General features: G+C 48.5%; 10 protein-coding genes. 8 read left to right on the top strand and 2 right to left on the bottom strand.

Annotated features, from left to right (window positions below):
• The first annotated feature begins 221 nt into the window (after positions 1–221).
• Both ACK5NH_RS06660 and ACK5NH_RS06655 read left to right on the top strand, forming a co-directional pair.
• A complete protein-coding gene (locus ACK5NH_RS06660) occupies positions 222–5,276 on the top strand; it encodes a response regulator (RefSeq protein WP_416918555.1) in 5,055 nt (1,684 codons plus the stop codon).
• Entirely contained in the window at positions 5,267–6,841 is a 1,575-nt protein-coding gene (locus ACK5NH_RS06655; RefSeq protein WP_416918553.1) for a response regulator, read from the top strand. Before ACK5NH_RS06660 ends, ACK5NH_RS06655 begins: the two co-directional genes overlap by 10 nt.
• Before the next feature lie 133 nt (positions 6,842–6,974).
• On the opposite strand, the gene ACK5NH_RS06650 is transcribed toward ACK5NH_RS06655, so the two are convergent.
• Positions 6,975–7,553 carry a nucleoside triphosphate pyrophosphohydrolase family protein gene (locus ACK5NH_RS06650; RefSeq protein ID WP_416918551.1) on the bottom strand — a complete coding sequence of 193 codons (579 nt, stop codon included), beginning with the start codon at positions 7,551–7,553 and terminating at the stop codon, positions 6,975–6,977.
• A 276-nt stretch (positions 7,554–7,829) separates the two neighbouring features.
• Between ACK5NH_RS06650 and ACK5NH_RS06645 the strand changes: the two genes are divergently transcribed.
• Entirely contained in the window at positions 7,830–9,962 is a 2,133-nt protein-coding gene (locus tag ACK5NH_RS06645; RefSeq protein WP_416918549.1) for a M13 family metallopeptidase, read from the top strand.
• A 41-nt stretch (positions 9,963–10,003) separates the two neighbouring features.
• Here ACK5NH_RS06645 and ACK5NH_RS06640 read toward each other — a convergent pair whose 3' ends face one another.
• Entirely contained in the window at positions 10,004–12,397 is a 2,394-nt protein-coding gene (locus ACK5NH_RS06640; protein ID WP_416918547.1) for a fatty acid cis/trans isomerase, read from the bottom strand.
• Between the two features lie 282 nt (positions 12,398–12,679).
• Here ACK5NH_RS06640 and ACK5NH_RS06635 point away from each other — a divergent pair, with 282 nt between their 5' ends.
• The 5 genes from ACK5NH_RS06635 to ACK5NH_RS06615 all read left to right on the top strand — a co-directional run bounded on the left by ACK5NH_RS06635 (position 12,680) and on the right by ACK5NH_RS06615 (position 21,291).
• On the top strand, positions 12,680–17,620 hold the full coding sequence (locus tag ACK5NH_RS06635) for a S8 family serine peptidase (protein WP_416918545.1): 4,941 nt from the start codon (positions 12,680–12,682) through the stop codon (positions 17,618–17,620).
• Between the two features lie 148 nt (positions 17,621–17,768).
• The gene (locus ACK5NH_RS06630; protein ID WP_416918543.1) at positions 17,769–18,395 is read left to right on the top strand and encodes a flavin reductase family protein; all 627 of its coding nucleotides are present in this window, start codon (positions 17,769–17,771) and stop codon (positions 18,393–18,395) included.
• A gap of 522 nt (positions 18,396–18,917) precedes the next feature.
• On the top strand, positions 18,918–20,051 hold the full coding sequence (locus ACK5NH_RS06625; protein WP_416918541.1) for a helix-turn-helix domain-containing protein: 1,134 nt from the start codon (positions 18,918–18,920) through the stop codon (positions 20,049–20,051).
• Positions 20,048–20,545 (top strand): DUF4411 family protein, encoded by a 498-nt coding sequence (locus ACK5NH_RS06620; RefSeq protein WP_416918539.1) that lies wholly within the window; start codon positions 20,048–20,050, stop codon positions 20,543–20,545. Before ACK5NH_RS06625 ends, ACK5NH_RS06620 begins: the two co-directional genes overlap by 4 nt.
• A gap of 269 nt (positions 20,546–20,814) precedes the next feature.
• Positions 20,815–21,291 (top strand): SMI1/KNR4 family protein, encoded by a 477-nt coding sequence (locus ACK5NH_RS06615; RefSeq protein WP_416918537.1) that lies wholly within the window; start codon positions 20,815–20,817, stop codon positions 21,289–21,291.
• Positions 21,292–21,494: the final 203 nt, after the last annotated feature.

Raw genomic sequence — 21,494 nt, 5'->3', positions numbered from 1 at the left:
TTGATGCTTTTTAGTGGGTAGAGTTTTTCTTACAATTGTTGTCCGTTTTATGAGCGAAAGCACCATTGGCTGGGTGGATAAGCTGGCCAGATATGTTCCTCCTACCTCGGGTTCAATAGCATCCAACGTGTTTTAGCTGTTCGCATTTCGTCTGCTCTCATTCTTGATCACACCATTCATACCAACGGGACGGTAAGAAACTTAACCTAAGAGGAAAAGTTATGGCCGTTTTTGGCATTTCATCGGGTCGTTTACACAGGGCCATTCGGCAAGTCTTGGCTGCCATCGGCTGGCATAAACAAAAAGCGTATCTTGGTAAGCGTACCGCTTCATTGGGATATCTTGCCTGCCTAATGAGTTTATTTGTCGTGCTGGTGTGGGGATGGCCCAATGCTGCGCTGGCAAATGAGTCGTCGAAACTGCAGCATCGCCAGGCCTTATCCCAGCTAACTCCTGCGCAAAAACTCGCCCATAGTCATAGGGTGAGTATGATTTTGGAGGCGGACAGACCCTTTTGGCATCAGATCGCGAAGTTCGCCAAGATCGCGGCGTTGGATCTCAATATCCAGCTCGACGTCGTTTACGGCGACGGCACGCCTGAAACCTTACTCAAGCTGGGCCATGATGCGATAGATAACGATGTTTCTGGGATTATTTTTGTCCCCGTTGCGGGTATGGGGCAGGAACTCTTAATTGAGGCAAATCAGCAGCATATACCTGTTGTTACCATTCATTCTGAATTTAAACAGAGCTCATTATCCCTAAGAACTCAAAACCCGAACTGGATTGGCCGAGTGGCGCTGAATAACAGCAATCTTGGACAAAGTCTGCTTGAAAAGGTATTTGAGCATAAAAGCGCTACCGAGCGCATGAATGTGCTGTTACTCGCGGGAAGCAAAGATCACCTTGATGTGCAGAAGCGTACTGCTGAGCTTAAAAGCGCGGTGAACAAGCAATTTGCCAATGCCAAGCTCAAAGTGGTGAATACCGATTGGACGGCCTCGGCGGCGCGTGAGGCTTATCTTAACGCCATTGAACAAGACCCCAAAATTAATACCGTTATTGCCATGGATACCACAATGGCCTTGGCGGTGAGTCGTGAGGCCGAAGCCAATCCGCTACGGCCAATCCCCCATATTGCCTCGTTAAGTTGGGACCATCCGCTCGCGCAAGGGATCCAACAGGGCACTATTGCCGCGGGTGTCGGTGGTGTGGAGTTTCAGGGGGCGTTTGGTCTCGTGCTGCTGTTCGACTACTTAAACGGGGTGGATATTCGCGCCAAGGGGACGGAGTTTCTGATTGCGCCACTGATCATCAGCTCTAATAACTATAACGATTACTATGAGTTACTCGATTTTGACTCACTGCAGCCAGATTTTGCTCGTGTCTCGTTGGCGCTCAATAAAAATCTGTTTTTGGTCGATTTTCGTTTAGGAGCACTGGTCCCGAATATGGATGTGCATCGCTTTATGAGCATGTTAACCGTAGAGGAAAGGGCCTTTATTAACAACAACCCCATAGTGAGGGTGGGGGTGGACCCCCATTCCGCTCCGATTGATTTTATTGATGAAAACGGTATTCACCGCGGCATGATGGCGGATTATCTCGCCGAAATCAGTCGTGTGGTGCCGCTGATTTTTCAAACCTATAACGAAGGGTCTTGGCAGCAAGCTGTCGAGGAGTTTAAGCGCCGTAAAGTGGATATGTTATCTCTAGCATCGGCGGACACTGAGCGTGAACAGTGGATGTTATTTACTGATGCCTTAAATCAGTATCCTCCTGTGATAGTGGCCCATGTCGAGGGCGAGCATCCTAACAGTCTAGAAGGCCTCAAGGGGAAGTCGGTCAGTGTGGTTGCTGGTGATATTACTCAAATGCAACTGCTTGAAGACTATCCTGATATTTCGCTTACCCCCTTCAATAATTTGGAACAAGCCTTAATGGCGGTCGATAAGCGTCAGGTCGATGCGGCATTTGTTAATTTTCCGAGTACGGCGCATATACTCCAGTCGCCACCTTTTAGTCGCCTACAGATAGTGGCCGCCAGTGATTACCGCTTTGGCATTGCTATGGGGGTACGCAAGGACTGGCCCGAACTACAGAGCATCTTAAACAAGGCATTTGCTCAAATCCCGCAGGATAAGGTGCGCGAAATCCAACACCGTTGGGTGAATGTGCAATACGAATTGGGGATCAAGAAGCAGTACGTGTTTGACTGGGCGGTACGCATTGCCGTGGCGGTATTGCTGGTGCTGTTTCTATTCAGCTTGCGAAACAGAAGGTTAAATAAGGACATTGTGCGGCGGATCCACACTGAGGAACAGCTAAGCCTGAGTATGCACAAGTTCCAGGCCCTGTTCGATTCAGCGGTTGATGCCTGCGTGATTACCGATAGCCAAGGAGTGATCATTGAATGTAATAGTGCCTTGCTGTCATTACTTAAGTATCAGAGTAAAGACCAGCTTATTGGTCAGCGAACTTTGGCTTATTACGCTGAACAGGACGGTAATGCTGAAAAGCAGAGTGTGTTTGAGCAGCGTCTCCAAACGGTGTTAGATCAAGGGCAGCTTAAGTTTGAAGCTGACTTTATTACCACTGCCGCCGAAGTCATTCACGTCGAGGTTACACTCAAGCGCATCGAGCTAAATGGCGAGCTGTTTGTGCTGGGGTCATACCACGATTTATCCGAACGAAAGTTGATGAATGCTTTGCTTGAGCGCGAGCGGGATCTGCTGAAAAACGTGTTGGGCAGGAGCCCGATTGGAGTTTGGATCTGTATCGAAGGGGTCTGCCGCTACGCGAATGAGCAAATAACTGAGATGACAGGGCTGCAAGTGGGTCAATCCGTCTACCAGATTTTTGTGCAGCCCGATGATTACCTTTGTTACATTCGCGAATTGGATTTAAGCCAAGATAGTACGGTATTTGAGACCCAAGTGTTTGATTGTCATGGCCACCCCCGCGATGTACTGCTGACCTCTTATCACACAGTGCAGGACGGGCAAAATGCCAATCTCTGTTGGGCCTTAGATATTACCGACACTAAGTCGATTCAGGATGAGTTAGCCGTAGCCAAAGATGCGGCCGAGGCGGCCAACCGCGCTAAGTCAGACTTTTTAGCGAATATGTCACACGAGATCCGCACGCCCATGAATGCCATTCTCGGTATGTCGTATCTGGTGTTGCAGACAGAGTTGAGTAGCAAGCAGCGGGATTATGTGGGCAAGGTGCATCAGGCAGCTGGCTCACTGCTGGGCATACTCAACGATATTTTGGATTTTTCCAAAATCGAAGCCGAGAAGATGGATATCGAATGCACGGTATTCGATCTTGATGATGTGCTGTCTAACTTAGCCAATGTGGTGAGTTACAAGGTTGAAGAGAAGAACATCGCTTTTATCTTCGATCTCCCGCCCGAATTACCCCGTTATTACCATGGTGATGGTCTGCGCTTGGGGCAAATCCTGATCAACTACTGCAATAACGCGGTTAAGTTTTCCCATAACAACAGCAGTGTGGTGTTGAGTTGCGGCAGTAAGGAGAATGGCGAGCAGGTTGAGCTGACCTTCTGTGTGGAAGATTTTGGTATAGGTATTCCCGAACAAAAACAAGGTGTTCTTTTTGGCTCATTCGAGCAGGTGGATGCCTCTACTTCTCGGGAATATGGCGGCACAGGCTTAGGTCTAGCTATCTGTAAGCGTCTCGCTCATCTGATGGGCGGTGAGGTGTGGTGCGAGAGTGAATTCGGAGTGGGTAGCCGTTTTTACCTCCGGTTGACGTTGAATATGACGAATGCTTATGAACCTAAGGCTCTATTTGGCGCCTTAGAAGGAGAAAGTGCAAAGCTCGTCGGTTTGCACCCAAGGCTAGAGAAATTAATCACTGAACATAGTCTCTCGGTCGATATGCAGGTTGAAACTGTCGACGTGGCAAGTGTCATTAACGAACTTAACCACAGCGAAGCAAGGCACCTGATAATTTGTGACTTCAGTGTATTTGAGCCTGCTTTACTCGAAGCATTAACGGTAAATGATCATTCGCGGATGCTGTTGATTGGTAATCTCACTGATCAGGATGCCCTCAGGCCGCTGATTGAAAATAATCAGAGAGTGCTTTCTGAAACGAAACCACTGACTCCCATCGCGATCGGCAACGCCCTGTTATCCCTGCTGGGACTCAACAACGAGAATGGCAGACAGGTGCAGCAGGACCATTCCTTACACGCACTTAAGACCCAATTAGCGGGGGCAGAGGTGTTACTGGTTGAGGATAATCAGCTTAATCAGGAGCTGGCGGTGGAGTTATTACGCCAAGCGGGCGTGAATGTTACTGTGGCTAACCATGGGCTTGAGGCTATTGAACAGGTCGAACAGCAGTTCTTCGATTGCGTGTTAATGGATTGCCAGATGCCAGTGCTCGATGGTTACGAGGCGACTCGCCGTATCCGCGAATTACCTGAATTTGCCAATCTGCCGATTTTAGCCATGACGGCCAATGCTATGTCCGGTGATATTGAAAAGGCACTGGCGGTGGGGATGAACGATCAAATCACTAAGCCTGTGCATGTGAAGGATCTTTACACTGTGATGGCGCGATGGATCACGCCCAAGCAGCGTAAACCTGTGCCCTTAATGTTAAAACGAACGAGCACAGCTCACAGCCTGCCACAGCTTGATGGTTTACAGACTCACAATGGCTTGGCGCTTTGCGACCACAATGAGTCGCTCTACAGCCATTTGTTAGGGCTGTTTATCAACACCAGCAAGACACTGCTCGGACAACAACAGCGTGCCTGGCAGGATGAAAATGCCGATGAGCTACGCCTAAGCCTGCACACCTTAAGAGGCGTTGCAGCCAATGTGGGGGCGGTGGATATCAGTCGCCAAGCTGGTGAACTTGAGCAGCAATGCCAGACGGAGCAGCAGAGTTTCACCGTGGAGTTACACGAGCAACTGTTGGCGTTACAAACCGAATTACAGTGTTTAGTCAATGGCTTGGAGCTTTGGCATCAACAGCTCGGCACTAAGGATGAAACGACGCTGGATGATGACGCCCTAATTGGGGTTGTTGAACAATTAGAAAACAGCCTGATGGAATACAACACCAATGCATTGGAATGGGTGAATAAGCTTTTCCATGCGCCGCAGTTACAGGCGGAGGCCAGTGTACTCAAACAGTTAAAAATGGATGTTGAACTGTTTGATTTTGAACAGGCATTAGCGCGACTGCAGGTACTTAAACAGGCACAACAGACGAGGGAGGAAGTATGCAATTAGGTCAGATGCAGTGCTTGATTGTCGAGGATATGGATGCCCTACGTAAAATTATGGCGGAACAACTGCGCCAACTCGGATTCGGTCAAGTGTTACAGGCTGATAGTGGCCGCCAAGCTTTGGATATGTTGCAGCGTACTCATTTCGATCTCTTGTTGTTAGATTGGAGCATGCCGGATGGTGATGGCCAAGAGTTACTTGAGTACCTGCGCCAACAGGAGAAATGGCAGGATTTGCCGATTATCTTAGTGACGGCCAATGCTCATCGAGGTTTAGTGGACGCGGCGATGAAATACAGAGTCTCGGATATTATCGCTAAGCCCTTTAACTCCAAAACCTTACAGGCCAGAGTGTTACAGGCGTTTACCCGCCGGCATAAGCGGGCTAAGTCTGTTCCACCTTTGTCCATCGTTGCTAATGCTGTAGAAACGCCCATGCCTGATACCTCATCAGAAATGAATGTGGTGCTGGTGGTCGATGATATGCCAGATAATCTCGCCTTTATGTCGGGGCTGTTAAACGACGAATATAAAGTGCTGTTTGCGAAGGACGGTAAGGCAGCGCTAAAAATTTGCCACTCGGCAACGCCGCCCGATGTAGTGTTGTTAGATGTAATGATGCCCGAAATGGACGGACATCAAGTGCTGCAAGCCTTAAGAGCTGAGCCCAAGACGGCTCAGCTCCCAGTGATCTTTATTAGCGCCCTTGGGGAGGTTGAGCATCACCTACAGGGGTTAAGAGGCGGCGCTATCGACTATCTCACTAAGCCAGTACCGCCGGAGATCTTAAAGCTCAAACTCGCGAATGTGCTGGCGCAACAGCAGCGCCAGCGGGCATTACAGCAAGAGTGCAACGAGATGCAGCGTTTGGCACAACTAAAAGACAATGCCGATGGCATCATGAGCCATGATCTTAAAAATCCGCTGGTGACGATTAGCGCTCTTGCGCAAAAACTCGCGCAGGATAAAAGTTGCCCTAAGGATTGGCTGTCCAAGATTAATTTGGTCGATGAACTGGCACTGCAGTCGATTAATACTGTGAATTTAACCTCGGATATCCTGCGTATCGAGGCGGGGCAATATGCCTTAGATGCCGAGTGGTTTTCGGTGCATGAGATGCTTAAGCAATTGCTACAGGCGGCGCAGGTTAACTTTCACAGCAAACAGTTAGTGGCGTATTTGTTACCCGATGAAGACCCCTGTAGTAGCTTCGATGTGATGGGTGATCCTAAATTGTGTCATCCTATGTTATTTAACCTGATAAAAAATGCGTTTGAGGCGGCGCGAGCTAAGACAAAAGTGGCGATTTCGCTGTCGCGCCAGGAAGGAGACGTGTTGATCGCTATCGAAAACACTGGCGCCGTGCCCGCCGATATTCGGGAGCGCTTTTGGGAAAAATACGTGACTCAAGGCAAGAGCGAAGGCTTAGGTATTGGTACCTATGCGGCGCGCTTATTCGCCCGAGCGCAAAAGGGTGAGGCTAATCTCGTGGTGGATGACGCTAAGTTACTGACTCGAATTGAGATCCGCTTACCCGCGGCTATCGATGCGGTCGTCGCCGAGGGATAAGCGCAAAATGGCTCAGCAGCGACCATCTAAGTCTGCTATAGGTTAGTTGGGAATATCGCAAGGAAATAGGGCAAGACGCGTCGGATTAGGGGACAAAGCCTAGGCTACATACTCTGCAGCCTAGGCTAGCGGTTTAAGCTTTTACTAACTGAGTTAAATCTGCAGGGCGATAATACACCGACTTTAATACCTTGCCTTGGCGTACCACTTTACCTGCCATTTCCACATCCTTAGCGCACTTGGCGATGATAAACTCGCCCTTTTTGCTGCCAACGATTTCAACGCCTTGCTCGGCATAGAAGACGATAGTCTCTGTCAGTTCCTGCTCATTGCGGCAAACTTTGCTCATGTTGCTCGAATGCACTTCATCCCAGCAGGCGATAAAGTCGATTTCACGGTTTTTAGCCACACACAGCAGCAAGTCGATTAGGTAGCTGATCTCTAGGCGGTCACTCATTTGGGCCGCGCCTAAATGCACTAAGCGCCCCATCAATACATACACTGAATCGACAATGGCATCGGCCTGCTCGATACGGCTATCGGCTTCGGCAAGTTCGGTTAATTCTTCAATAATCAGTGAAGTATGTAGCGTGTCGGCCTTTTCATCCAAGGAGCTAGCCTCGTTAACGGCGAGGTCGAAGGTGCTGCGAAACTCACTGATATCACGGTATAAGTGGTCATAAATGGGTTGAGTTAAACAAGTGAGTTTCATCGGGAAGCCTTAGATATAATCAATCGGTTTGATAAAGAGAACTGCGAAATCCATTGATGGGATAACAGCGGCAATTCTAAAGAAAGGTGGCGCAGAATACAAAGCCGTACAGCCATAAACCGAATGGCTCAAAATGTTTGCATTAACTTTCTATCATAAAGTGTGAGTTTCTTTTACATCCCACCATATCGCCAGTTACACTGCCTCGCCATGCTGGAAAGCATTCAAATAGCCAAAATACCAAAAATACAAGAATAACAACGGAAGGAGTCTTTTATGTCGGACCGCCTGATCCCCGCCTTATTACTGTCGACGACAGTACTGACGGGACTCACTGCCTGTGGTGATAACACCAAGGAAACCGCTGCTGCCGCCAGCGACAATGCTGCAAAAGTACAAACCAGCGCAGCGCCTGCTGCTAGCCAACCTGCCATGCCAATCGGCATTAACCTCGCGGCCATGTCGCCCACGGTGAAGCCCGGCGATGATTTTTATACCTACGCCAATGGCGAGTGGATGAAAACGACGATGATCCCTGCCGATCGCTCGAGCACGGGTGCCTTCTTAGTGGCTTTCCAAGAGACGGAAAAGCATAAGACAAGCCTGATCGCCGACTTAGTCAAGGCCGAACATGCCGCTGGCAGTGATGATGCGCGCATTGCCGATTACTACAAGGCTTACACTAACACCGCGGCGATCGATGCGGCGGGGATGAAGCCAATGGAAGCCGACTTGGCCCGTTATCAAGCGATAGCGGATAAACAGGCCTTATCGGCGGCGCTCGGGGCTAACCTGCGTGCCGATGTCGACCCACTCAATGCCACCGACTTTTTCACCGAAAACCTCTTCGGGGTGTTCGTGACTCAAGGTCTAGCGACACCGGGTGAAGTGCTGCCTTACCTGCTGCAAGGCGGTTTAGGCTTACCCGAGCGCGAATATTATCTATCGGACGATCCTAAGATGGTGGAGCTTCGCACCGCTTACCGTGCCTATATCGAGACCCTGCTGACGGATGCGGGCATTAGCGATGCCGCCGCCCGTGCCGATCGTATTTTTGCCCTCGAACATAAGATTGCCGTCGCCCACGCCAGCCGTGAAGACAGTGAAGATTTCACTAAGGCATCGGGTGTGTGGAGCCGCGCCGACTTCGACGCTAAAGCCCCAGGTATCGACTGGACGGCCTTCTTAGATGCCGCGCAGCTTGGTAAGCAAGACAGATTTGCCGCCTACCACGCCAGTGCTATTACTGGTCTGTCGGCGCTGGTGGCCTCTGAGCCGCTGGATGCTTGGAAAGACTGGTTGGTGTTCCACCATATCAACAGCCACGCCGATGTACTGCCATCGGCTATTGATAACGCTTCTTTTGCCTTTAACGGCACTAAGCTGTCGGGTACACCTGAGCAGCGCAGCCGTGATAAACGCGCATTGAGTGCCTTGGATGAATACCTTGGTGATGCCGTGGGCCGCGCCTACGCCGAGCATTATTTCCCTGCTTCGGCCAAGGCCGAAGTCAGCACTATGGTGGATAATATTGTCACTGCCTTTGGCAAGCGTGTCGAAAAACTCGAGTGGATGGACCCTTCAACCAAGAAGGAAGCCTTGGCTAAGGTTGCGACCATCGCCGTGGGCGTGGGTTATCCCGATAAGTGGCGCAATTACGATGCCTATGCCGTATCGCCAACCAATGCCTATGCCAATGCTATCAATGGTGAAAAGGTGGAATACGCCCATCAACTCGCCAAAATCGGTATGCCAATGGATAAGGGCGAGTGGTGGATGACGCCGCAGGTGGTTAACGCGGTTAACCTGCCGGTGCAGAACGCGCTTAACTTCCCTGCGGGGATTTTGCAGCCGCCATTCTTCGATGCTAAGGCCGATGCCGCCTATAACTATGGCGCGATTGGCGCTGTGATTGGCCATGAGATCAGCCATAGCTTCGATAACAATGGTGCGGCGTTCGACTCGACTGGCGCTATGCGTAACTGGTGGACACCAGCGGACTTTGCTCAGTTTGCTAAGCAGGGTGAGGCATTGGCGAAACAGTTTGATTCTTATGCGCCATTCCCAGATTTGCATGTAAACGGCAAGCTGACCTTAGGTGAAAACATTGCCGATGTGGCGGGTTTAGCGGCCGCGCTCGATGCCTACCATGCTTCGCTAAACGGTAAACCTGCGCCAGTGATCGATGGCTTTACTGGCGATCAACGCTTCTTTATCGGCTTTGCGCAAACCTGGGAGACTAAGATGCGTGACGAAGCCCTGCGTGCCCGCGTGGCGACCGATGGCCATGCCCCAGGCATGTATCGCGCGCTGACCGTGCGTAACTTAGATGCTTGGTACACTGCGTTCGATGTGAAGCCCGGTGATAAGCTCTACTTAGCACCAGAGGATCGCGTGAAGATCTGGTAAGCTTAAGGCGATAAAAAGGGAACCCTAGGGTTCCCTTTTTATTAGCGATTTTGCAGTCGATTGTAGTCTAGCCAACCACTTTCAATCGGATGGCTGTCGAAAAAGGCTTGATTGAGTTTATCGCTAAAGGCCCAGAAACGAGGATCGGTGCGGCGCACCGCCACAAAATCCAATAACGCTTCATAGTCCTTTTCGGTTTGCATGCCTTCGACCTTAGCCACGACTTTGGCTAAGTCTTGCTCCTTGATATGCCAGAAGGCTTCGGGATAACTGCCCAATAGCCCGCGTACCAGAGTGACATCGTCCTTGGCGGGTTCGCGGTTGCTTTCCTCATTGAATAGGCTCGAAATATTTCGATGGGCACTGTTACGCACTAAGGTGAAGATCTCTGATTTACCCGTTTTTTCAGGCTCTATCATAATCATCGTCAGCTCGGGCAATAGGGTGGCTTGCGTGCCTTTGACTCTCGCCAGAGCCTGCAAAAGCGCCTTGCTGTTGGGGTGTAGCTGACTGAGTGCTATCTGATAACGTTGGGGCTGAACCTCGCCGACCTTAGCGGCCAACTTTTGGTAGAGTTCGGCCTTAAGATCGTCCGTATAATAGAGCACGCCAGTGGGCTGATTGAAGGTGTTAATGTCCCCCGCGATAAAGGCGGTCAGTTGGGTGCCCGCATCCTGATACCAATCTTTAAACTGCTTACGCCTTTCCTCTTGGGGCAACAAGGTCAAGAAGTTAGACTCGCCCTCCATGCGTAAAAAATCCATATACAGGCGGGTGAGCAGTTGGTGGCCATAGTTGCCATAAACATCGAAACCCGCGACCAAGAGGTAGTGAATGCGCTCAAGTAGGGCATAATCGATCACCCAAGCCGTCTTGGGGGATTCTCCCACTAACCCTTTGACCACAGTGGCATTATCGAAATGCCTAAATACCGTCAGGCTGGCATTATCATTCTTACCTTCACCGTCCCATAGACCGTCGATGGTGAGGTGGCGACCGTTTTTAAATTTTTGATTTAAAAACTGATTTCTGGCCCGCATATACTCGCCCTGTTTGGCGGCGTATTTCACCCAGGTCACTGCAAGGGCGGTACTTTCTTCCTCGGCGGGCATGCGTAGGTTCTCGATTTGGCCCTGATAGAAGTCGGTAAAATCGCTGTCATCCATATATTCTGGGGTGACAAAGTAAACCCAGAATCTATCGTTGATCACATTGAGTGCGACCTGACCACGGCAAACCGGCCCCTTGATAAAGCCCATAATCGTATCTTGGGCGCGGGTGAGCATAAAGCGATAGCGCGAGCCTGCGGGCAGTTGAATAAAGGCCTCGAAGGGATTGGCCGACACGCTCGGTTTATAGCTGGGCAGCGAGCTGACTTGGTACTTGGCATCGATAAACCACTGCTGCCAGTTTTGCAGCACAGTGTTATTTAAGGCGTAGGGAATATGGGTCTTATCGACGATCGTGGCGTGATAGGGCTTAAAGCGGTAATACACCCGCGATACCTGCGGATCATCGAAGGGGCGGCGGCTGGCAATAAGATCAATCGGTTTGCCCGGCGGCGTGCGTGAGCGCACTAACTCGAAGTAAGCCGCAGGGGCATTGGCCGCGGTTAAGGACTCAAAATACAGGTGGAAGGCAAACAAGTGCTCGTAAATATAGCGGGCGCTCAGTTGCGCCTTAAGGCTGTCGGCATTTAAGAACTGCTCCCAGCGGGCTATTTCGTTATTGAATTCGGCGCTGAGGGTGGGCGGCGTTGGCAACACTGCGCCCTGTTCGAGCCATTGCATTAATACCTTATGTTCCTGCTGATTGAGCGAAGGCAAGCCGTAGGGCATACCCGCAAGCGGTTGGTATTGCTCGTATTTGTCCATTTCCTCAATGCTTGCGCATTGCTGAACTCGATCGAGGCTAAAGTCGAAGCTTTTATCGAGTAGCTTAGTCTCCGGCAGGGGATGCGCTTGTTTTAGCGTCAGCATCCGCGCCAACACTGAGGCCTGGGTATTGGCTTGTGGAGTTTGAACGCGCTCATTAAGAACGGGATAAAAACCGCGTTCGCGCCACGCCTCAGGGGTGAGGGCATCGACAAATAACCGATTCGGCGTTGCCGCCACTAAGCGGGTACCCTGATAGACTTTTTCCTTATTGGCTCCCCGCTCAATGCCTTCACTGGAGGTCATTTTAAGTTGGCAGGGTGCATCGTAACAGGCATGGCAGACCACGCAGCGACTGTTGATGATGGGCTCAACCGATGAGTGATAAGTGTTTGTTTGTGCTGTGAGTTCACGCAGATGAAGCTGATTGTCGGCCCGCGTCTGTGGCGAGCTTTTACCATATAGATTATCAAAATCTACCTGAGCAACGCTGGCGCAACCCGTGACGGCTAACACTAGGGCTAATAGCCAACGTTTCCAGACTGCATTTATCGGATTCATATCCACTCCTTTGCCCGACTGATGAGCTTTATCCATGCCTAATCTGCAACACTCTAGCAGAATAGTCTGAACAAGTTGAAATGACTGTATATTTTTATGATTTTTCTAAAATTATCTGCGCTGTGAATTCACCCCTCTCACAGGGTTTAAATGTTGCTGGTTGTTTAGTTTTAGTTATTTGCAGGTTACATAATGGTACGCATTTTTTTACAGGATTTTGTTATATCTAGTCGTGCACCTCTGTGCGCAAAAAAATAACAATATAATTCTGAAGGAAATGCTATGAATAATCAGCAGTTCAAACGTACCGCTATCGCGAGCTTGACCGCGCTCTATGTGAGTGGTGCTTGCACGTTTGCATTGGCAGAGCCCGGGATGGAGAAGGTTGCAGGGAGCAGTTTTTATACGCCTACATTCACCGCCGAAGATGTACTAAAAGTGACCAATGAGCGCAAGGCTGAGCTCAGCGGAGATATTTATGTCGGCACGCCAGGACAAATCAACCGCATTAAGAAAGCCCGTACCCCCGAAGAGATTTTTCAACCCGAAGCCAATTCTAAGGGTGTGCAAACCTATATCGTTCAGTTAGATGCCGAACCCCTTGCGACCTACGAGGGTGATATTCCAGGTTTTGCTGCTACTAAAGCACCTGTTAACCGCTCTATCATCGCTAAGGGGCGTGTCAGCGTAAACACGGCTGCGGCTCAATCCTATAAGAGTTACTTGTTAGGCAAGCAGGACAAGTTTGTTTCTCGCGTGCGTCAGGCGGGTGTTAACCTTAAAATCAACAAGCAATTCACTATCGCCAGCAACGCCTTAGTCGTTGAGATGACGCAGGAAGATGCGATTCGTATGTCGCACCAACCTGGCGTGAAGCGTATTTCCCCTAACCGTATTTTTGAACTGCGTACCGACCGCGGCCCCGAGTTCATTGGTGCCGATCAAATGTGGCAAGGTACAGCGACGCAAGGCGGTTTGCCGGTGAAGGGTGAGGGCATGGTAGTCGGTATTATCGATACCGGTATCAACACCGACCATGTCGCTTTTGCCGACGATGAAGAATATGCACGCTTAAACCCATACAAGGGGCAGGCGATCGGCGATTGTGGCGCCTTCCCTGAACTCTGTAACAACAAGTTAGTGGGTCTGCATTCTTACCCTGAAATCACCGATGTGTATGCTGCGCCTGAGTTCCAAACGTCGAGCAAGGCGGTCATGATCCGTCCTGCAAACGCTGAGGACTATGCGGGCCATGGTTCACACACAGCAAGTACAGTTGCAGGTAACACGCTTAAAGATACGCCTCTGCAAGGTTTTACCGGCGATAAAGTCAGCGATGGTGTGGATGTGCCGTTTAATTTCCCACAAACCAGTGGTGTGGCACCCCGTGCTCATATTATTGCATATCAAGTATGTTGGCCTGGCAGCAGTGGCGATCCTTATGCGGGCTGCCCTGAGACAGCCATTTTATCGGCATTCGAAGATGCGATTGCCGATGGCGTAGATGCAATCAACTTCTCTATCGGTGGCGCTGAGTCTCTGCCTTGGGCCGATCCAATGGAGCTGGCCTTCCTGTCTGCCCGTGAAGCGGGTATTTCAGTTGCTGCAGCAGCGGGTAACAGCGGCGCCTATTGGACTGCTGACCACTCTTCTCCTTGGGTTACGACAGTGGGCGCAACTACCCATGACCGTAAACTGAAGGCTGGTATCAAGAGCATTAGTAATTTTGAAGGCGCAGGAGCGCCAACGGCACCGATCCAAGGTACCAGTTTCTCTGGTTCTATCACGGGTGAAGTGGTGCTGGCGGAAAAATTTGCCGATCCAAACACCAAAGACAGCTACACAGCGGCCAGCTGTAATGTGCCTTTCCCTGCGGGAACCTTCAAGTCCGACCAAATTGTCGTCTGTGAACGCGGCGATATTGCCCGTATTGATAAGGCGAAAAACGTGGCTGCGGGTGGTGCGGGTGGCGTGATCCTGCAAAATATGAGCTCTTCAGTAGATAACCTCGAAGCGGATATGTATGTGATCCCGGGGATCCAGGTGAAGTATGCCGATCGCTTCAAAATCCGTAACTGGGTTAACCGTAATCCGGGGGCTGCGCGTGCAACTATTACCGACTTTACTAACGAGTATAGTTTCGATGCTACTGCGGGTAATAACCTCGCCACCTTCAGTTCGTTAGGGCCAAGTCGGACTAACAACACCTTAGTGCCTGATTTAACTGCACCGGGTGTGGATATCTACGCGGCCAACGCCGACGATCAGCCTTTTACCAATAATCCTACCGCATCTGACTGGACCTTTATGAGCGGTACCTCAATGGCCGCGCCGCATGTGACGGGTGCGATGACGCTGTTAACTCAGTTGCATCCCGATTGGACGCCAGCAGAAATCCAGTCAGCACTCATGCTCACCGCAGGCCCAGTAGTATTAAATACTGGTTATGAGTTGGTTGAACCTTTCTACAACTTTATGGCGGGTGCGGGCGCGATTAACGTGGCGCGTGCAGCGGATACGGGATTAGTGATGGATGAAACCATCGAAAACTACCGTAATGCCGATCCTACCAATGGCGGTGTAGTTAACTGGTTGAACTTACCTTCGATGGTTGAAATGGAGTGCGAGAAAACCTGTAGCTGGATGCGTACCGTTAAGGCTACCCGTGATGGTACTTGGACAGTCGAAGGCATCGGCAAGGAAGAAGGTTTTGAGGTTTCGGTATCGCCTGCGGAATTCAGCCTAAAAGCGGGTGAGTCGCAAAGCATTATTATCACTGCTACAACGCCAAACCTGATCGAGATGAAAGTTGAGCCTGAAGATGGCACAGCACCATGGGATGCCGTTCTCAATAAGGACACATTCTTTAACGGTCAAGTATTGCTGAAAGAAGTGAATGGTAACTCTCCTGAAGTCCACATGCCTGTGGTTGTGGCGAGTGTTGCCGATCAGTTGCCTGTGTCACATCGCTTTGAGATTAGTCGTGACCAAGGTACTGAATCTATTACGGTTAACACTGATTCATATAGCCAGCTGACGCCGCGCTTCTATGGCCCAGTGAAGCCAGAGATGTCTTCTAGTACCTTAACCGCGGTCGGCCCTTTTTTAAGAAAAGCTGATATTGAAAAAGGCTGGGATATTCGTCCGCTGACTGTTCCTGAAGGGACTAAACGCTTAGTGGTTGAAGTGCAAAAGGCAGCGCGTGTTTCTACGCTGGAGGACCTAAACCCTCGTTATACTCAGTTGCACCCATTCATTATGGTGGGTCGTGATGAAAACGGTAATAACACCTTTATGCCTGAAGGTGAAAACCCGACTTCAACTGAGATTAAAGCCGAATACACCGATGAGTTAGTGTGTATTTCAAGCAGCCAATCTGAGCACAACTACTGTAGCATCGAAAGCCCAGCAGCAGGCACTTACTGGATTGCAACCGCCATGGCCTATGGTCAAGGTCAGGGTGATGTCGCGGTTGAAACCAATTACGCCCTCGTCATGGAAAACGATGATAAAGGTTATCTGAGTATTTCAGGCCCTGCCTCACACGATGGTAATGGTAACTATGAGATTGGTCTGAACTGGAATATTCCAGAAACCAAAGCGGGCGATATCTACTATGGTGGTTTTGACTTAGGCAATATGCCAGGCGCCGAAGGCACCTTAGGCTTTACCGCCTTGGATATTCGTCGTGCAGACGATGCGGTTACCTGGTTTGTAAGCCAAGATAAAGCCCGTAGCATGGATGTCATCGATGTTAAGCTCAATATTGCGCCTAACTTAGAGACACAGGATCGTAACTATAAGTTTGAGGTCAAGCTACCCGAAGGTATGCGTATAGCGACTGGGACAGTCAAGACCAATAACGACGATGTTACTAAGGCCGTTGTGGTCGATGAGCATAATTTAACGCTCAGCGGACTGCAGTTATCGACCCGTGATGTTCAACGTGAGTACAAGGTCAGCACTAACTTAACCGATAAGATGTGTCATACCCCAATCATCGATGAATACTCGAAAGGTGGCTATATCGATTTATTCGGTGAGTTCAGAATCCAGCCTAACGCAGATTGGCTTGTAGGTGACTTTAACAACGCATTTGATGTGCCTATCGATTGGTTGTTCTATAAAGAAGGCGCTAAGTTTGAGGTTTACAATCAACCTAACGCGGGTTACATGCGCATGCACACCGTGGGAGCGTTGCAGTTCAACACTGGCTACTGGTACATGTCTATGCATCGTGGCCCAGGGTTCCTGAACGAAGCGTTAGCACCATTCTGGCGTGGGACTTTCACTAGCAAGTACCGTCGTAATCCAACCGACCCTTGGGGTCTGACTATTGCGAGCCAATACTCTGAAGATCGCCCAGATCTTGGTGATCTGCTGTTCTTAGAGTTTGATAATGTGACAGACACCAAAACCGGTGAAGAGTTTGACTTTGAAGCGATTTTACGCAGTGGAATCGACGATCGTCCAGGCAAGTTTGAGATCATCTATGCCTATAACAACTTAGGTGCAAATGTGGCTAAAGGGGCCGTTTTTGTTGAAGGTTTCGACTCTCCTTGGTCAAGTGCTGTTGGGCCGAAAAATGGCAGCCTGTATGAAGTCTTAGGTTACGATAACTTAGACCAAGTACTGCAAAACGATTTAGTCGTGTGTTACGACTATGTCGGTCCAGAGCAGAGCCGTATGGAAGTCAGCTTTAAAGTGGCAGTACAACCCGAAGCGACAGGTAAAACGCTCGATCTCGAGCTGAACTACGATCTTGAAGGTGCAACACCAACCACTTTAGTACATACGGTAAATGTGAATGGCAATATCAAGTTAGCGCCAATCGCCAACCAAGTCGTGGCTGAAAACACCCGTCTTGAAGGGCTGAGCGTGTCCTATGTTGATGCAAACAAGGTCCCGAATACGGTTGAAGTTTCTGGTGAGCACATTAGCGCAGAGATCAACGGTAATAACTTTACCCTGATCCCAGAAGCTAACTTCCATGGCGACACACTCGTTACAGTGACGGTACGTGATAACGAAATCAGCTCTGATGCCGCTAGCACAAGCTTTATGCTGACGGTGGAGTCTGATGGTGTTGAACCTACGCCAGTCACCCCTGTGACACCCGAGCCTGAGCCCGAGTCTAGCTCAGGTGGTGCCTTAGGTTGGAGCTTATTAAGCTTGCTTTCAATGGCGTTTATTCGCCGCACTAAAAAAGCCCCTCGAGCTTAATTAGTTTATAGTGCTAGTCAAAAAGAGGGACGCATGTCCCTCTTTTTATTGGATTAATATCCAGTATTATTCGAACCGTTCACGGGTTAATATGAATCCCATTCGCGAATGCTAAGCTTTATTGGGCACAAATCGACAGGGGAAGAAGATGACTACAGAACGCTATTTTTACGAGCCGAGCAAGGGACATGGACTATCGCACGACCCCTTAAATGCGATTGTCGCTCCCAGACCCATAGGTTGGATCTCCTCGCGCAATGCCCTGGGGCAACGCAATCTCGCGCCCTATAGTTTTTTCAATTGTTTCAATTACAAACCGCCGATCATCGGTTTTGCCAGCACGGGCTGGAAGGACAGTGTCGCCAATATCGTCGACACCGGCGAGTTTGTCTGGAACCTTACCACCCGCAGCCTTGCCGAGAAAATGAATCAAACTTCCGCCATCTTGCCCCGAGGGGAGGATGAGTTTGCCTTTGCCGGACTCACCCCTAAGGCGGGCACTATCGTCCAAGCCGAGCTGGTGGCCGAAAGCCCAGTGAACTTTGAATGTAAGCTTTCTCAATGTATTCAATTAACTGCCGCCAATGGGGACAAGATTGATACTTGGCTTGTCTTAGGTGAGGTCGTCGCCGTGCATATCGTCAAGCATTTACTCAATAGTGAAGGAGTGTATCAAACCGCCCTCGCCGAACCTGTGCTGCGCGCCGGCGGCCCATCCGCCTACTATGGGATATCCGAAGAGCAAAGGTTTGATTTGCATAGACCACAAGTGTAGGTGGTACTCAAACTTCGTTTGAGTTTTTACTGTTCATCGTGGGTTGGTTGTAATTTCTAGCTTTTAAATCAAAGTCAAAGTCGTGGGGCTTCACCCCACACCCGACCAAAAGGGGAAAAGCGCCTGTTCCCCTTTTGGAAATCCCCCGGCGTCCCTAGCGAAGTTAGATGCATTGGTTAGTGGCTTCGTGCTTATTCGAAAATCGCTAACGCTTCCGATGGGGCATCCCTTCCCCCCGAAAGCTACGCAGACATCCTGTCTGCGTTACGCGATTTTCTTCAACGCCCTTCAGCAACTTCGCAGGGGAGGTGAACTTCTGATGTATTGGTGTTAGTTGTGACTCTGAAATGTTAATTATCCAGACTATTGTGGCTCACCTTAAAATAGACATAACCTAGATGTTACATAAGTGATTGATTTAAATTATTTATATGGTTATTAAAAATACTGGAAAAAACTTTGATTAATAAGCTAGCATATGTAATCTATAGTCTTTGTAATATAAATTAGAAAATACGAATAATGGTAACGCAGGCTTTAATCAATCCAGCAATCTTAACTTGGGCCCGAGAGCGTGCTGGCCTGAGTGCATTTGCTTTCACTCAAAAAATGGGATTAAGCAAACCAGAGAAGCTTGAATTATGGGAGTCTGGAGTGGAAAAACCAACTTTCAAGCAGGCACAAAAAATTGCTGCGATTACCCATATTCCTTTTGGGTATTTGTTCTTATCTGTACCTCCCAAAGATACATTACCAATTCCAGATTTACGTACTATCGGGAATAAGCACATAGAAGAACCATCTTTGGAAATGAAAGATGTGATAAAGCAAGTGCTAATAAAGCAAGAGTGGTTCAAAGATTATTTAATATCTCAGAATGAAGAACCCTTGAGCTTTATAGGTAGTTATAGCATTCAAGATTCAGTTGAAGATGTTGCGAACGATATTAGAGAAACTATTAAAGTCCCAATACCCACCAAAGGTGATTGGGAGAGCTACATGCGTGATATTATTAGAGGAGCAGAAACTGCTCGGATCCTAGTAATGCGAGCAGGGATCGTTGGCAATAATACACATAGAAAACTTCAGGTATCAGAGTTTAGAGGGTTTGCAATTTCAGACAAGTTGGCTCCAGTTATTTTTATTAATAGTTCTGATGCTCCGACCGCTCGCTTATTTACGTTAGTTCATGAGTTAGCTCACTTGTGGATAGGTGAAAGTGGAATATCTAATGTTGAGAGTCACGGTTCTAAACAAGAGGTATTTTGTAATGCGGTGGCTGGTGAATTTCTTGTACCTAAGGCTACTTTTTTTGCACTATGGGATGAAGAAAATAGTTTGATGACGAATCTTGCTAATATAAGTTATCGTTTGCATGTAAGTAAACTTGTTGTAGCAAGAAAGGCGTACGACTTAGGTGTTATTTCTAAAGATGATTATTGGAATTTTTATAATAATGAGTTAGAAGCGTTTCGCGAAAAAGATGGTGGCAGCGGTAATTTTAATATTAATGCAGCAGCCAAAAATAGTCGGTTATTTTCTCATGCCGTGCTTTCAGAGGCTCTTAGTGGTCGAATGTTATTGAGAGATGCTGGTAGTTTACTCGGTATCAAGCCTAACAAACTTAAAAACTATGCGAGTGCTATATTGTTATGAAGTATTTGCTAGACTCCAATACCTTTATTGAAGCCAAAAATCGTTATTACTCCATGACCATTTGCCCTGGCTATTGGGAATGGATTCTATCGTCAAATGTACTGCATGGAGTTGCTAGTATCGAGTTTGTGAAAGACGAACTGGTCAGAGGGAATGATGAATTAGCTGAATGGGTAAAAGAGCACTGCAGAATTTTTTATGCTCAGGATGATGCACAGACACAAGCGGCCTTCGGAGTTGTAGTTGACTGTGTGATGGCACTAGAAAGTATGCGGCCTGGTGCTAAAGAAGAGTTTCTTTCTGGTGCTGATCCTTGGCTTATAGCAAAAGCTATGGTGACAGGCGCTACAATCGTGACACATGAGGTATTCAATAATTCCATTAGAAAGAAGGTGTTAATTCCTAACATTTGCAAAATTTTTGGTGTTAATTGCATAAACACTTTTGAGCTCTTACATAATCTCGAAGCTGAATTTGTTATGACAGTAGCCTGATAGTTTTAGTGAGCTGGACTGGTAAATTCTCCTTTAAATCCTCATTCCTATGATATCCAAAAGTAAATTGCCGTTCGGTCAAATAATGACTTTTCCCCCTTTTGAGTTTAGGTAAATAAATTCAGTTAAAAAGTCACCCATTCTCGCTCAAGTAATAAGAACAAGTATTGTGCTCGGAAAAAGATACGACTTGAATAATTTTTAGATGAGCAATTACCAACAATAAGGTTTTAGAAGTTGCTATCCTCACGATTTTTATTTTGATTTTAATGAAAGCCAAATCCCTTGCATTAGGTTATTGTTTTTACTTGAGAGATCGATTTCAGGATAGTGAGATAGCTAAGGAGATACTGGTGCCTTTTGATTTATCGGAAGAACAGTTAGCGCTAACGGAACAAGAGTTGGGGGCGACACTGCCTCGAGAGTACCGTGAAGCGATGAAATTAGATAATGGTGGCGAAGCCGCTACAGCAGAAGATGATTGGGAGTTGTATCCGATTAAAGATACTTCCGATAGAAAACGAATTTCCCGTACTTGCAATCATATCCTTTATGAAACTCAGTCGTGCAAAGGGTTTCACCATTTCCCCGATAATGTGGTCGCGATTGCGGGCAATGGGTTAGGCGACCAAATGGTTTTTATCAAAGAATCAGGCCGGTTTTTGGACACTGTGTATTTGTGGCTTCATGAAACTGGTGAGCTCCAACAATTAGCCGCTTCATTTAATGGAATTGAAAAGTTGTAAGCAGAGGCAGTCACATCATCTTTTTTCCTTAGTGAAACCCTTTAGATATCTGATTTAACTGAAGAGTTTAAGATTTCGTTGGGCTTGAGAGATTAAGCATTGGTATGAAAGTGACCGTTGGCGGCATGGATGCCGCCGTCGAGCATACATGGATGTACTCGCTGCGTGTCACTGGAATGACAGTGCTTAATCCTTACACTTAA

Origin of the sequence: Shewanella sp. (assembly GCF_047975355.1) — a bacterium.
GTDB lineage: Bacteria > Pseudomonadota > Gammaproteobacteria > Enterobacterales > Shewanellaceae > Shewanella.
Note: the sequence above shows the minus strand (reverse complement) of the source record. Positions and strands in the feature narration are given on the sequence as shown.

Excerpts from the sequence above, each read along its gene's own strand:
- ACK5NH_RS06650 (WP_416918551.1), bottom strand. The coding sequence starts at position 7,553 with ATGAAACTCACTTGTTTAACTCAACCCATTTATGACCACTTATACCGT.
- ACK5NH_RS06620 (WP_416918539.1), top strand. The coding sequence starts at position 20,048 with ATGAAGTATTTGCTAGACTCCAATACCTTTATTGAAGCCAAAAATCGT.
- ACK5NH_RS06615 (WP_416918537.1), top strand. The coding sequence starts at position 20,815 with ATGAAAGCCAAATCCCTTGCATTAGGTTATTGTTTTTACTTGAGAGAT.
- ACK5NH_RS06645 (WP_416918549.1), top strand. The coding sequence starts at position 7,830 with ATGTCGGACCGCCTGATCCCCGCCTTATTACTGTCGACGACAGTACTG.
- ACK5NH_RS06655 (WP_416918553.1), top strand. The coding sequence starts at position 5,267 with ATGCAATTAGGTCAGATGCAGTGCTTGATTGTCGAGGATATGGATGCC.
- ACK5NH_RS06630 (WP_416918543.1), top strand. The coding sequence starts at position 17,769 with ATGACTACAGAACGCTATTTTTACGAGCCGAGCAAGGGACATGGACTA.
- ACK5NH_RS06640 (WP_416918547.1), bottom strand. The coding sequence starts at position 12,397 with ATGAATCCGATAAATGCAGTCTGGAAACGTTGGCTATTAGCCCTAGTG.
- ACK5NH_RS06660 (WP_416918555.1), top strand. The coding sequence starts at position 222 with ATGGCCGTTTTTGGCATTTCATCGGGTCGTTTACACAGGGCCATTCGG.
- ACK5NH_RS06625 (WP_416918541.1), top strand. The coding sequence starts at position 18,918 with ATGGTAACGCAGGCTTTAATCAATCCAGCAATCTTAACTTGGGCCCGA.
- ACK5NH_RS06635 (WP_416918545.1), top strand. The coding sequence starts at position 12,680 with ATGAATAATCAGCAGTTCAAACGTACCGCTATCGCGAGCTTGACCGCG.